Annotated in this window: 14 protein-coding genes and 1 tRNA gene; 12 read left to right on the forward strand and 3 right to left on the reverse strand. The window is 62.5% G+C overall.

The annotated features are described in order from the left end of the window. Positions 1 to 5: 5 nt before the first annotated feature. Positions 6 to 251, forward strand: a complete 246-nt coding sequence (locus JC607_RS15970; protein ID WP_198837950.1) for an SH3 domain-containing protein — start codon at positions 6 to 8, stop codon at positions 249 to 251. 511 nt (positions 252 to 762) lie between these two features. Continuing rightward, positions 763 to 1,116, forward strand: a complete 354-nt coding sequence (locus tag JC607_RS15975) for a hypothetical protein (RefSeq protein WP_198837900.1) — start codon at positions 763 to 765, stop codon at positions 1,114 to 1,116. A 926-nt stretch (positions 1,117 to 2,042) separates the two neighbouring features. On the opposite strand, the gene JC607_RS15980 is transcribed toward JC607_RS15975, so the two are convergent. Together JC607_RS15980 and regB are read right to left on the reverse strand one after the other, a co-directional pair. Continuing rightward, positions 2,043 to 3,683, reverse strand: coding sequence for a PAS-domain containing protein (locus tag JC607_RS15980; RefSeq protein ID WP_233092948.1), 1,641 nt, complete (start codon positions 3,681 to 3,683; stop codon positions 2,043 to 2,045). A gap of 83 nt (positions 3,684 to 3,766) precedes the next feature. After that, positions 3,767 to 5,155, reverse strand: a complete 1,389-nt coding sequence (gene regB, locus JC607_RS15985; RefSeq protein WP_198837901.1) for a sensor histidine kinase RegB — start codon at positions 5,153 to 5,155, stop codon at positions 3,767 to 3,769. 125 nt (positions 5,156 to 5,280) lie between these two features. Between regB and JC607_RS15990 the strand changes: the two genes are divergently transcribed. The 3 genes from JC607_RS15990 to JC607_RS16000 all read left to right on the forward strand — a co-directional run bounded on the left by JC607_RS15990 (position 5,281) and on the right by JC607_RS16000 (position 6,941). Further along, positions 5,281 to 5,904 carry an SCO family protein gene (locus tag JC607_RS15990; RefSeq protein WP_198837902.1) on the forward strand — a complete coding sequence of 208 codons (624 nt, stop codon included), beginning with the start codon at positions 5,281 to 5,283 and terminating at the stop codon, positions 5,902 to 5,904. Positions 5,905 to 6,001: 97 nt separating this feature from the next. Next, entirely contained in the window at positions 6,002 to 6,556 is a 555-nt protein-coding gene (locus JC607_RS15995; RefSeq protein WP_198837903.1) for an ActR/PrrA/RegA family redox response regulator transcription factor, read from the forward strand. A gap of 67 nt (positions 6,557 to 6,623) precedes the next feature. After that, positions 6,624 to 6,941: an H-NS family nucleoid-associated regulatory protein gene (locus tag JC607_RS16000; RefSeq protein ID WP_092899913.1), complete on the forward strand. Its 318-nt coding sequence runs from the start codon at positions 6,624 to 6,626 to the stop codon at positions 6,939 to 6,941. 115 nt (positions 6,942 to 7,056) lie between these two features. Here JC607_RS16000 and JC607_RS16005 read toward each other — a convergent pair whose 3' ends face one another. Then, the gene (locus JC607_RS16005; protein ID WP_198837952.1) at positions 7,057 to 7,923 is read right to left on the reverse strand and encodes an N-formylglutamate amidohydrolase; all 867 of its coding nucleotides are present in this window, start codon (positions 7,921 to 7,923) and stop codon (positions 7,057 to 7,059) included. 273 nt (positions 7,924 to 8,196) lie between these two features. Here JC607_RS16005 and JC607_RS16010 point away from each other — a divergent pair. From JC607_RS16010 to JC607_RS16040, 7 genes are all read left to right on the forward strand, one after another. Then, a tRNA-Val gene (locus JC607_RS16010) sits at positions 8,197 to 8,271 on the forward strand. Between the two features lie 77 nt (positions 8,272 to 8,348). Further along, positions 8,349 to 8,474 carry a type B 50S ribosomal protein L36 gene (ykgO, locus tag JC607_RS16015; protein ID WP_198837904.1) on the forward strand — a complete coding sequence of 42 codons (126 nt, stop codon included), beginning with the start codon at positions 8,349 to 8,351 and terminating at the stop codon, positions 8,472 to 8,474. Positions 8,475 to 8,635: 161 nt separating this feature from the next. Beyond that, positions 8,636 to 8,938, forward strand: coding sequence for a hypothetical protein (locus tag JC607_RS16020; RefSeq protein ID WP_198837905.1), 303 nt, complete (start codon positions 8,636 to 8,638; stop codon positions 8,936 to 8,938). Positions 8,939 to 8,979: 41 nt separating this feature from the next. Next, a complete protein-coding gene (locus JC607_RS16025; RefSeq protein WP_198837953.1) occupies positions 8,980 to 9,588 on the forward strand; it encodes a glutathione S-transferase family protein in 609 nt (202 codons plus the stop codon). A gap of 193 nt (positions 9,589 to 9,781) precedes the next feature. Beyond that, on the forward strand, positions 9,782 to 10,348 hold the full coding sequence (petA, locus tag JC607_RS16030; RefSeq protein WP_092899907.1) for a ubiquinol-cytochrome c reductase iron-sulfur subunit: 567 nt from the start codon (positions 9,782 to 9,784) through the stop codon (positions 10,346 to 10,348). A gap of 10 nt (positions 10,349 to 10,358) precedes the next feature. Then, positions 10,359 to 11,672, forward strand: a complete 1,314-nt coding sequence (gene petB / locus JC607_RS16035; RefSeq protein WP_198837906.1) for a cytochrome b — start codon at positions 10,359 to 10,361, stop codon at positions 11,670 to 11,672. Positions 11,673 to 11,692: 20 nt separating this feature from the next. After that, complete coding sequence (locus JC607_RS16040; protein ID WP_198837907.1) at positions 11,693 to 12,484, forward strand: cytochrome c1; 792 nt, start codon at positions 11,693 to 11,695, stop codon at positions 12,482 to 12,484. Positions 12,485 to 12,518 lie beyond the last annotated feature (34 nt).

Genomic DNA, 12,518 nt, shown 5'->3' on the forward strand with positions numbered 1-12,518 from the left:
CCCTCATGTCACCGGTGCAGGCCGGTGTTGCCGGCGAGTACGAGGTTATCGGGGTTGAAGCCGAAGATATGCTGAAAATGCGGACCGGACCCGGCATCGGCTACAACATCATCCTCGGCCTGCCGAATGGCACGCTGGTCAGGGTTCACAGCTGCGAGCAGAGCGGCAGCACGCGCTGGTGCAAGGTCTCTCTTAAGCAAGCCCGCGCGCTGAAGGGCTACGTGTCGGCATCCTACCTGCGGAAACTGTGACCTGCGCGAGGCCGATCCGGTCCTCTCCCGCCGAGAAACCGAAGATCCGGATACGGCCTGTGCCATGGACCGGCATATCCGCAGTACCCCAGAAGACGATCTCTGCGCCGGAGCCAATAAAAGCCGGTCGCCGCCACTGTCTGCGAAAAACAGATCATCGCCGTCATTGCCGCAAAGGATGCCATAACCGGCGCCACCACAAAGGCTGGAAATTCCGGCGCAGCCCTATATTTTATCAGCGGCACCAACACCTATGATCAGGACATGGCCATCGTCTCCGCAAAGCCGGTCAGCATTGGCGCCGCCAACGAAGTGTCATTGCCGCGGCCGACAAAGATGTGTCCGGTGATGGTGATCTTGGGGTGATCTGGGTCATATTCACCCCCTTCGCCCGCAAAACAGGAGCACGATATAGTGTCTGCACGATTGTTGATCGTGTCATTCCTCCGGCTCATGTGTCATTCCACCGGCTCATAACACTATCGCCGTCCAGCTGTCCGCGGTTCAGAATGTGATCGACCGTTGCGCTCCCCATAGCGGATATGACATTGCCGCCGATGGCCTCACCGCTGTTGGCCAGGCGATTGGTGGCAGAATCGGGCGCAACCCAGGTGAAAGCGACCCCGTTGTGACAACCCGAAAATCTGGTGTCATGATTTTTCACCAGGTTTCCGCTGCCGCCAGTGAAATGGGCCTCGGAGCCATGACGGTTCTGGGTCTGTACGATGCCGCCGGTTTGATTGAAAACAATGTAAAATATCCGCAGGAAGACAATTGGAGATCTGAAAATCGTCAGCCTCCGCTGCCGCTCAAGAGGAGGGGTGGTTCCGGAATTTGGGGAGGCGCGTCCATCTGCGTAATTTAAGATGCCCGGAATGGAACCTCTGAACTCACCGGTGTTCGGCGATCACATACTCATGTGATAATCAGGATGCCGCCGCCGATTGTTGTGGTGCTTCAATATTGTTTGAGAATTTTACTATCATGATTTATTGCCCCGGAACCGCTGAAAGCCGAATCTGAAAGAGTTAGATCTCCCGATGGGGAGGTCGCAGCAGGTTCGCGGTACCGACATGTGCCGGTTTGAGTATTCCGAACCAAAGATGTTGGCGATATTCGTGATGCCATTATCTGATTGAGTTGCAGAATTCCGCGTCATAAGGATCGATTGATGCAAGATGCCCAGGTCCTCTCCGAAGGCGAAGAATTGCAAAACAAACGATATGTATGAATAGCAATGGTCCGTGATGATGAGCGCCATATTTCTGGTCTCACATGAAAATGGGCGACTTTCTGGCATTGCATGCCTGCCGAAGCGATCTCACGGTTCTCTGGCGGCGCCGGTTTTATTAAGCACAGGTTCATTGCCGCTTGCGTGCAAAGTTATGGTTGTCTGCGATCTGCCCGGGGCGGCCGGAAAACGGGATCGAAAGAGGCATCTTGCGGCAGATGGCTTCGGGTGCATGGCGCATCTGCTGTCCGGGCGCGGTGAGGTTTTGCCCGGGCTGACCGCGAATCGTCGTCTGACGCTGCGGTGATCGGACCGATCTCCGCAAAACTGCCAGTCGCGGGCGGGATCGGGGGACGGTACAAGACGGGGGCCGCCGCCTGCTCCCGCTCCGCGACGAAGATGGTGCTCACCTTCACCTGGCGCCCGGTCCGGGTCGGATTGGCCGGCCTGTGGCCGCGTGGTGATAGCTTTCATCCTGACGGGGAAGTATCCGGTAAGGCGAGCGACCGCTGCCCGCAAATCGCGATGCGCCAGGTCCTGCCTCGGGGCACCGTGACGGATCAGGCAATCAGCATAGCGCGGGAGCCACCGGCCTCCCCCGCGGCGGATGGGTCTGACAGGCGGAATGTGACAAGCGTTGCGCCATGCGGCATTGGTGCGACGCGGCAGGAAAAGGCGCGGCCGTCAGTCATGCGCAGATCGCCGTCCCAGGCCTCGCGGGTGCCGAACAGGCCGATGAACTCTTCCAGATCATTCCACAGGAGTGTCGGGGCGGTTTTTTCGCGCCAGAAGTGGATCGCCTTGCCGCCGCTGCTGTTATCCGGCCCTTCCAGCGGGCTTTGCCCCCAGAGCCGGGTCGCCGCCGCATTGGCCATTGCAACTGAGCCATCCTGGGCGAAGACCACGACCGCATCCGGCAACCCGTCGATCACCGCCTGGCCGAGTTCCAGATCTGCACGGTAGCGGCGGGTGCGGGTCATTTCGGTCGAGATATCTTCCAGCATGAAGGCAAGCGCGCCATTGGGATGCGGCCGCCCGGTGACCCGCCAGGTGCGGCCCGATGGCAGGGCCCAGGTTTCCTCGAACAGGCCTTCAGCGGCGGCTTTCTCCATCTCGGCCATCTGGCGCCGCCAGGAGCGGTAATCCTTCGGCTCCGGCAGCATCGAGCGTTCGCGCAATGCGTCGAGCAGCGCCGGCAGGCTTGGGCGCGCGATCAGGAATTCCACCGGCAGCCCGGTCAGATCCAGCATCGCGGGGTTGAACATCTGCAAAACCCGCGATTTGTCGAAAATCGCGAGGCCAATCGGCAGTTGTGCGAAGGTCTTGGCCAGGGTCTGGGTGAAGTCACGCAGGCTGCTTTCCGCCGCGACCAGCCCGTCGGCGGGCAGGGCATAACACAGACGCCCTGCATTGCTGCCCCGCCCGGGCAGGGGGCGCGACAGGACATCATACCACTGGACCGTTTGGCCCAGCGTCAGCGAGGCGCGGGTCGCATCGGGCAATCCCCGTGATTTCGCGGCAAGGGCGCTGGTTTTGGCGGAACCGGCTTCAGGGTCATCCGGTTTGCGCGGAAAGATCGCGGGCAGCGGCCAGGTAAGTTCCTTGCCGGGTTCCAGCCGCTCGGCCGCTGCTGCGAGATAGGGGCCATTGGCCCAGATCACCTCGCCATCTGCCGTTTCGCGCCAGATCGGCAGCGGCGCGCGCGCAAGCGTGTCATGCAGCCCGGCCAGCTCATCGCGCAGCGCAAGTTCCGCCAGACCGTCCGAGCCGGGCCGGGCGGCCTCGCCCTCGCCATCCACCAGGGTCAGCCGTGTCAGCCCGCCCAGATATTCGGCGCGCAGCACCATCGGCGGGGTGACATCCTCGCGCGAGCAGAGCACGAAACGTCCCTCGCGCTGCAACCCTTCCAGCCGCGTCCAGAGCCCGGGGAACATCGGCTCCAGCCGTGAGAGAGCCCGGAACCAGGGGCCGCCGGATTCGACCCCGGTCGCCATCAGCGCGCGGGCCGGAGGGGTGGCATCGACCAGCGCCTCACCATCGAAAATGAATACGGTTTCAGGCGAGACGGAACCGAAGACCGAGGCCGCTGCCGGGCTGCGCGACTGCACCGCCGCCATCACGAGAAGGCAGGCGATTGCGATCAGGGCCGCAGTGATCACCAGCCCGCCTGCGAATATCCAGTCCGCTTCCATACCTGGCATGACCCTGCCCACAGCTTCACGTTCCGGTGAAGAGGTTAATGTGCGATGCGTTAATTGCGCGTTAATGCTGAAACGCGCCGCCGTCAGATCTCGATCTGCGCATTGGCAGCGCCCGGCGCGATGTCTGAGGCGAGGAGATCCGCTTTGCGCCAGCGGACCCCGACCAGCGCGCCTGACCGCTCCTGGCGGTCGGCGTCGGGCAGGAACGGATCATGGGCATTGGTGAAGGTCAGACTTGCCCCGGTGCGCTCGAGCAGCGTTTTGGCGATGAAAAGGCCAAGACCCATGCCCTCATATGCCGGGCGCCGGCTCAGATCCTGTTCGTTGCGGCGCGAGCGCACGAAGGGGTCGCCGATCCGGTTGATCACATTGGGCGGATAGCCAGGCCCGTCATCGACGATGCGCAGCGCGATATGGTCGCCGCTCCAGTCATACTGGATCCAGACATGGCCTGCCGCGAAATCGACCGCGTTCTGGATCAGGTTGCGCAGCCCGTGGATGGTTTCGGGACTGCGGCGCACCATTGGTTCGCGCAGGGCGCTGCTGGCGGGACCGGGTTCGAACACCAGTTCTTTGCCGCGGTTCATATGCGGCTCTGCGGCCTCGCGCAGCAGGGTCGAAAGCGGCGCCTGGCGCAGCTGGAGATCATCTTTGCCGGCCCGTCCCATGTCATGCAGGATGTCGCGGCAGCGGTCGGCCTGTTCGCGGATCAGCCGCGCATCGGCCAGCAGCTCCGGCTGATCCGACAGCTCGTCCATCAGCTCGGCCGAGACCAGTTTGATCGTCGCCAGCGGCGTCCCGAGCTCATGCGCCGCCGCCGCGACCACGCCGCCAAGATCGGTCAGCTTCTGTTCGCGCGCCAGCGCCATCTGTGTCGCGAGCAGCGCGTCCGAAAGCGCCCGGCTCTCGCGCGCGACGCGGCGGGCATAGACGCCGAGAAAGACGATGCCGACCACGATGGCCGCCCAGAAGCCAAAGGTGAAAAGCCGCGGGATGGTCAGCGTGATGCCACCCGCAAGCGTGATCGGGATATTCACCACCGCCAGGCCCGAGACCATCGCAATCGAGGCGGTGCCGAGGATCAGTGTCGGGCCGATCCCGAGCACCGAGGCTGAAATGGTGACCGGCGCGATGAACAGAAGCGCGAAAGGATTGGTCAGCCCGCCGGTGACAAAGACCAGAAACCCAAGCTGGCAGAGATCAAACAGCAGCGACAGGAGCGCGCCGGTTTCGCTCAGTCTGCGGTTGCCGGGAAAGATGAAGGTCACGATCAGATTGACGATGACCGAGGCCCCGATGGCGAGCAGGCAAAGCCCCAGCGGCAACGCGATCCCGAACCACAGATCGGCGAGGGAGATGGCCGCAAGCTGACCGCAGATCGCCAGCCAGCGGATGAGGATCAGCGTCCTGAGCCAGACGCGGTCTGCCGCAGCTGTTCCGGCGACAAAGCCAAAGCCCGCGATTTGTCGCATTGTGAATGCGCCTTTACTCGTATCGTTATGCCTTGTTACGGCCCGCGCTCCAGGGGATCAATGGGGCAACTGGACAGCGCAGGAGGCTCCGCGGGGCGTTCCTGGTGACAAAAGCGGAGAAGGCGATGAACAGGATTTACGCAATCGGAGCGGCGGGGCTGCTGGCCGCGCTGATAGGGGGGACGGCGGGCTATCTGTTCTTTGCCGGCCAAAGCAATGCCGACCCGCTGGCGCAATGTCGTGAAGGGAATGTCGGCGGCGCAGATATTGGCGGGCCGTTTACGCTTCTCGACAAAACCGGCACTGAGGTGACCGATAAAGAGGTGATCACCCGGCCGACACTGGTTTATTTCGGCTATACATTCTGCCCCGATGTCTGCCCCTTCGATATGTCGCGAAATGCCGAGGCCCTGGATTTGCTGAAGGACGCGGGTCGCGATGTCGGGCTGGTTTTCGTCACGGTCGATCCCGGGCGGGATACGCCGCAGGTTGTGGGCGATTACGCCGAGGCTTTCAGCGAAACGGCGATTGGTCTGACGGGCAGTCCGGAACAGATTGACGCGGCGGCAAAGGCGTATCGGGTCTATTATAACCTCCAGCCGGCCACCGATGATTTCTATATGGTTGACCATTCGGCCTTTACCTATCTGATGCTGCCCGGTATCGGTTTTGCCGATTTTTACCGCCGCGATGCGACGCCCGAACAGATCGCCAAAGGGGTCGGATGTATGCTGGATGTGACGGGCTGAATTGACCCCGGCCGTCCAGGACCGTAAATTCTGCCAGACCGGGGAAGCCTCTCCGGGTCTGGCATTCGGGTCAGGCACCCGTCAGGAGATATAGCGAATGTCCGGAGAGCTGAATGCCGAGCTGGGGCCGGATCGGACCCTTTTGCTGGTCGATGATGACGAGCTGTTCGTCAAACGTCTCGCGAGGGCAATGGAAAAGCGTGGCTTCCAGCCCGAGACGGCAGAAAGCGTGGCGGTGGGCAAGCAGATCGCCCAGACCCGCCCGCCGGCCTATGCGGTGGTCGATCTGCGGCTGGAGGATGGCAACGGGCTCGACGTGGTGGAGACGCTGCGCGAAAAGCGGCCCGATTGCCGGATCGTGGTGCTGACCGGCTATGGTGCGATTGCGACGGCGGTCGCGGCGGTGAAAATCGGCGCGCTGGACTATCTGTCGAAACCGGCTGATGCCGATGATGTGACAAATGCGCTTCTGGCCAGAGGCGAGGCTTTGCCGCCGCCGCCGGAAAATCCGATGTCGGCGGATCGGGTTCGCTGGGAACATATCCAGCGCGTTTACGAAATGTGTGACCGTAATGTTTCCGAAACGGCACGCCGGCTGAACATGCATCGCCGCACTTTGCAGCGGATTCTTGCAAAACGCAGCCCGCGCTGAAGGCTTTAATTGCGGCCCGCATTTTTTTGCAATAGGGAAGGCTCATGATGAGTATCAGGAGCACTGAATGGAACTCGATCTTAATTCCCTTGATCTGAAAGATCTGAAATCGCTGCAGGCGAAAGTCGGCAAAGCCATTTCGACTTTTGAGGATCGTCGCAAGAAAGAAGCGCTGGCAAAGCTGGACGAAACCGCGCGTGAGCTCGGTTTTGCGTCGCTGGCGGAACTGACCGGGACGGCGGCTCCGCGCAAGCGGGCGCTGGTTGGCGCCAAATATGCCAATCCGGCCAATCCGGCGGACACCTGGTCGGGTCGTGGCCGCAAGCCGCGCTGGTATGCTGAGGCGCTGGCTTCGGGTAAAAGCGAATCTGACCTGCTGATCTGAGCCGGATTTCCGGCGGTGGTATTGCCCGTTCAGCGACGGGCAGCGCCTGACTGCGCGACAGGTCTGGCGGGCGGGAGAGGACTGAGCCCTTCTCTGCCCGCTTAACCGAGCGCGCTTATTCCGCCGCGAGCGGGGGCCGGCTGCCGGTCATAAGCCCGGCGGCGTGGATATCGGCCCCGGTCACTTCGGCAATGACCCCGGTGATCAGCTGGCGAAACCCCTCGAAACCTCCATGCGGCTCGATCCGCGCCTCATCCATGTAAAGCTGGCGGTCGATTTCGATCTGGACGGCGTGAACATTGCGCGAGGGCCGGCCATAGGTCTGGGTGATATAGGCGCCGGCAAAGGGCATATTGCGGCTGACGCGCAGGCCGGCGGCCTCGAAAGCGCCGGCGATCTGATCGACCACATCCCGGCCTGCACTGGCGCCGAAGCGATCCCCCAGAACGATTTGTGGCCCGGGCTGGCTGCCCCGCGATTGCAGATCTGCCGCCTCATGTGGCATCGAGTGGCAGTCAAACAGCACCGCCTTGCCAAATATTTCGCGGGTCTCTTCAATCAGCCCGCGCAGCGCATCATGCCAGGGATGCCAGAAGCTTTGCAGCCGCGCCTCCGCCTCGGGGCGGGCCATTTTGCCGCGATAGATGTGCCGCCCGCCGGCGACCACGCGGGGAATCACCCCGAGCCCCGAAGAGATGCGCGGATTATGTGCCGGCCGTTCCACCCCTTCGATCACCGCCGGATCCAGCTCATCCGGGCCCCGGTTGAGATCGACAAAGGCGCGCGGTGCCCGGGCGGCAAGCAGCGGCGCACCAAGCGCGGGCGCAGCGCCGAACAGCTGGTCGATGAACGCATCCTCGGAAGAGCGGATCGCATGGCTGTCCAGCGCGCTGTCCTGCAGAAAATCCGGCGGATAGATGCGCCCGGAATGCGGCGAGGAAAAAACAACCGGGCAGGTCTGTTGCCCGGGCCGGTGCAGCATATACGCGTCGGAGGAGGTGATTCCTTGCAAAATGGCCTCGGTACAAGCAGGGACGGGCTGGCGCGGCAGAAATCCCGGCTGAAAATCAGGGCGGGATTTCCTCTTCCTGGCGGTATCCTGCGATATAACGTCATAATTCTTCGTTCCGAAACCCCTTGCAGCCAGGATATGGGTTGAGTATAGACCCCTCCACGCCGACGCGGTCAGCCGCGCCTTAATGGTTTTGCCCTGATGGCCAGATCAGAGAAGCGCGGGCAGAGTGTAGGTCAGAGTGGGCGGTTAGCTCAGCGGTAGAGCACTACGTTGACATCGTAGTGGCCACTGGTTCGATCCCAGTACCGCCCACCATTTCATCGCTTTTGGGGTCATACCCGGGGCACGGGTTAATCAGGCGCGTGATGCGCCGCGAAGGACAGGAGACAGCCATGAAGGTTGCCAATTCGCTCCGCTCGCTGAAGACGCGTCACCGCGATTGCCAGGTCGTGCGCCGCAAGGGCCGGGTCTATGTGATCAATAAGACGCAGCGTCGCTACAAAGCCCGCCAGGGCTGAGTGCAGCTTCCAGCTGACGGATACAGGGCCGCTTCGGGAAACCGGAGCGGCCTTTTCCATTTCCGGCGCGTCTGACCGCCGCTGCGGTTGACAGTGCGAATCGCCCGCACCAGTCTGGCCGGTGACGACACCCGGCACCTGTCCCTCTGGTGGAGATTGCCATGCCCCTGCCTTTTGTTCCGCTGGCGTTGCGAATCGGTCTGGCCGCTGTGGCGGGCTATGGCCTTGCGAGATGGGCGACCCTGCGGGCCGGTGAGGGGCGGCGCGATCAGCGCGCCGAGGATGCGCTGGATGATCTTGACGAAGGGTTTTTGCTGCACCGGACGGCGAGCGGCGCCTCGCCGGAGGCGCGCCAGCAAAATGCCAGCCTGCGGCTGAAGCGGATCATCGGCTTTCGCGGCCGGGAATGGGAAATCGACGCGGGCCTTATCGCGAGGCTGCGGTTCAGGGAGCGACGGCAGTGACGGACGGCAAGACGGGGCCCGAAGGCAAAACGGGCAAGGGGCTGAAGCTTTATGGCGGGCCGACCTCGCCCTATGTGCGCAAGGTGCAGGTCATGGCGATCGAGGCCGGGCTGGGGCCGATTGCGATGATCCAGGCGTCAGCTACCCCGGTAGATTCGGCTTTGCCGGCGGTGGCGGCAGTCAACCCGCTGGGCAAGGTGCCGGCACTGGTGACGCCTTCGGGCGAGGCGCTGTTTGACAGCCGTGTGATCACGCGCTGGCTCGATGCTTATGCCGGCAGCGGGTTTTACCCGCAGGACGATGCGCTCTGGCCGGTGCTGACGCTGGAGGCGCTGGCCGATGGCATTCTCGATGCCGCGCTGCTGATGGTCTACGAGGCGCGGCTGCGCCCCGAGGAAAGCCGTTTTACCCCCTGGATCGAAGGGCAATGGGCCAAAATCGCCAGGGCGCTGGATCTGATCGAGGCTGCGCGCCTTTCGGATCTGCAGGGCGCGCTGACGGCGGGGCAGATCGCCCTTGGCGTGGCCCTTGGCTATGTCGATTTCCGCCTTGGCGCGCGCGACTGGCGGGCCGGACGACCCGGGCTCGCGGCCTGGGAGGCCGGATTTGCGGTGCGTCCGTCGATGCTGGAAACCGTTCCGAAGGGGTAGGCGCGGGCCACTGCGCCTGCGGCATGTTCGCATCAATCGTCTTTATCCTTGAATTTGAGGGCGATTGCGTCGGATTGTCCGCTGGACGATCTATCACGGCTTGTTTACAACCGCGCCCGTCAGGGCAGCCGGGAATCCGTCTGCCCCCGCACAAATATCTGGCCGCGCGCGGCCATGCCAGGGAGAGGAACTCGTGTCCCAAGCAGATGATCACGCAGGCAGCCGCCGCGACTTCCTGTATTACGCCACCGCCGGCGCCGGAGCAGTTGCGGCCGGAGCCGCCGCCTGGCCGCTCGTCAACCAGATGAACCCCTCGGCCGATACGCGTGCGCTCGCCTCGATCTATGTCGATGTGACGAATGTGGCCGTTGGCTCGCAGCTGACGGTGAAATGGCGCGGTAAGCCCGTTTTCATTCGTCGTCGCACCGCCGAAGAAATCGAAGCGGCCCGCGCCGTTTCCGGCGATGATGCTTCGCTCATTGACCGCAATTCCGAAAATAAGAACAAGCCGGGCACCGATGCCTCGGACCAGAACCGCTCGCTGGACGAAGCCGGCGAATGGCTGGTGATGATGGGCGTCTGCACCCATCTGGGCTGTGTGCCTCTGGGCAATGGCGCCGGTGAATTCGGCGGCTGGTTCTGCCCGTGCCACGGGTCTCACTATGATACGGCTGGCCGTATCCGCAAAGGTCCGGCCCCCCGGAACCTCGAAGTGCCGGTGGCTCAGTTCACCGACGAAACCACGATCCTGCTGGGCTGAGGAACGCAACATGGCCGGTATTCCGCACGACCATTACGAACCGAAGACCGCCCCCGAGAAGTGGCTGCACAAGCGGCTGCCGATCGTTGGCCTGGTCTATGACACGCTGATGGTGCCTACCCCGAAAAACCTGAACTGGATGTGGATCTGGGGCATTGTCCTCGCATTCTGTCTGGCGCTGCAGATCGTGACCGGCATCATCCTTGCGATGCATTACACGCCGCATGTCAGCCTCGCCTTCTCATCGGTCGAGCGCATTATGCGCGACGTGAATGGCGGGCATATGCTGCGCTATCTGCACGCGAACGGCGCCTCGCTGTTCTTCTTCGCTGTCTATCTGCACATCTTCCGCGGTCTCTATTACGGCAGCTACAAAGCGCCGCGCGAAGTGACCTGGATCATCGGCATGCTGATCTATCTCATGATGATGGGCACGGCGTTCATGGGCTATGTTCTGCCCTGGGGACAGATGTCCTTCTGGGGCGCCACCGTGATCACCGGCCTCTTCGGCGCGATCCCGGGCATCGGCGAGCCGATCCAGACGCTGCTGCTTGGTGGCCCGGCGGTCGACAACCCGACCCTGAACCGCTTCTTCTCGCTGCATTACCTGCTGCCTTTCGTGATTGCCGGTCTTGTGATCCTGCACATCTGGGCCTTCCACCACACCGGCAACAACAACCCCACGGGTGTTGAGGTCCGCCGCGACAGCAAGGCCAATGCCGAGAAAGACACGGTTCCGTTCTGGCCCTATTACGTCATCAAGGACCTCTTCGCGCTGGCCGTGATCCTGGTGGTGTTCTTCGCGATTGTCGGCTTCATGCCGAACTTCCTCGGCCACCCCGACAACTATGTCGAGGCGAACCCGCTTTCGACGCCTGCGCATATCGTGCCGGAATGGTACTTCCTGCCCTTCTACGCGATCCTGCGGGCTTTCACCGCCGATGTCTGGATCGTGATTGCGGCGGAATGGGTGACCTTCGGCATCGTCGACGCCAAGTTCTTCGGCGTGCTCGCGATGTTCGGCGCGATCGCGGTCATGGCGATTGTTCCCTGGCTCGACACCTCCTCGGTGCGTTCGGGGCGCTATCGTCCGATGTTCAAATGGTGGTTCGCGCTGCTCGCGGTCGACTTCGTGGTGCTGATGTGGGCTGGCGCTATGCCCGCAGAAGAGCCCTATGCCACGATCTCGCTGATCGGTGCGGCCTATTGGTTCGCCTATTTCCTCGTGATCCTGCCGCTGCTTGGCATCATCGAAAAGCCGCTTCCTGCGCCGGCGACGATCGAGGAAGACTTCAAATCCCACTACCCGCACGCGGCTGAGTGAAGAAAAGGATCTGACGCAAAATGTTCCGCAAGATCATTCTTTCTGCAGCCACCTCGCTCGCCCTCACGGGCGCAGCGCTGGCAGCTGGCGATGCCGGCCATATCGAGGACGTGACCTTCTCGTTTGAAGGCCCGTTCGGCACCTATGACCAGTTGCAGCTGCAACGCGGTCTCCAGGTCTTCACCGAAGTCTGCTCGGCCTGCCACGGGGCGAAATTCGTCCCGATCCGCAGCCTCGCGGATGATGGTGGCCCGCATCTGCCGGCCGATCAGGTCCGCGCCTATGCGGCCGGCCTTGATGAAGTCGACCTGCCCGATGGCACCACCCGTCCGCGCGAATGGACCGACAACTTCCCCGCGCGTTCGGGCGAAGGTATGGGTCCGGATCTCTCGCTGATGGCCAAGGCCCGCGCGGGGTTCCACGGTCCGGAAGGCACCGGGATCAACCAGCTGCTGCGCGGCATCGGTGGACCGGAATATATCCATGCGATCCTCACCGGCTATACCGGCGAGACCAAGGAAGAAGCCGGCACCACCTTCTACGAAAACCACGCCTTCCCCGGCGGCTGGATCGCCATGCCGCCGCCGCTGACCGAAGACCAGATCACCTTTGAGGATGGCAGCCCCGCCAGCATCGACGCGATGTCGATGGATGTCTCGGCCTATCTGATGTGGTCGGCAGAGCCCAAGATGATGGACCGCAAGAAAGCGGGCTTCGTCGCGGTGACTTTCCTGATCCTCCTGTCGGTGCTCCTCTATCTGACCAACAAGAAGATCTGGGCGCGGGTTAAAGGCAAAGAATTCACGGCCTGAGATCAGGCGTGATTCCGAAAAGACCAGGGACAAA

It is taken from the genome of Paracoccus sp. IB05 (assembly GCF_016405985.1).
In the GTDB taxonomy this organism is placed as follows: Bacteria; Pseudomonadota; Alphaproteobacteria; order Rhodobacterales; family Rhodobacteraceae; genus Pseudogemmobacter.

What these genes read in the sequence shown, in the direction of transcription:
- JC607_RS16005 (WP_198837952.1), bottom strand. Translation starts at nt 7,923, where the DNA reads ATGCTGCACCGGCCCGGGCAACAGACCTGCCCGGTTGTTTTTTCCTCG.
- JC607_RS15970 (WP_198837950.1), top strand. Translation starts at nt 6, where the DNA reads ATGTCACCGGTGCAGGCCGGTGTTGCCGGCGAGTACGAGGTTATCGGG.
- JC607_RS15980 (WP_233092948.1), bottom strand. Translation starts at nt 3,683, where the DNA reads ATGCCAGGTATGGAAGCGGACTGGATATTCGCAGGCGGGCTGGTGATC.
- JC607_RS15990 (WP_198837902.1), top strand. Translation starts at nt 5,281, where the DNA reads ATGAACAGGATTTACGCAATCGGAGCGGCGGGGCTGCTGGCCGCGCTG.
- regB (WP_198837901.1), bottom strand. Translation starts at nt 5,155, where the DNA reads ATGCGACAAATCGCGGGCTTTGGCTTTGTCGCCGGAACAGCTGCGGCA.
- JC607_RS15995 (WP_198837903.1), top strand. Translation starts at nt 6,002, where the DNA reads ATGTCCGGAGAGCTGAATGCCGAGCTGGGGCCGGATCGGACCCTTTTG.
- petB (WP_198837906.1), top strand. Translation starts at nt 10,359, where the DNA reads ATGGCCGGTATTCCGCACGACCATTACGAACCGAAGACCGCCCCCGAG.
- JC607_RS16040 (WP_198837907.1), top strand. Translation starts at nt 11,693, where the DNA reads ATGTTCCGCAAGATCATTCTTTCTGCAGCCACCTCGCTCGCCCTCACG.
- JC607_RS16020 (WP_198837905.1), top strand. Translation starts at nt 8,636, where the DNA reads ATGCCCCTGCCTTTTGTTCCGCTGGCGTTGCGAATCGGTCTGGCCGCT.
- ykgO (WP_198837904.1), top strand. Translation starts at nt 8,349, where the DNA reads ATGAAGGTTGCCAATTCGCTCCGCTCGCTGAAGACGCGTCACCGCGAT.
- JC607_RS16000 (WP_092899913.1), top strand. Translation starts at nt 6,624, where the DNA reads ATGGAACTCGATCTTAATTCCCTTGATCTGAAAGATCTGAAATCGCTG.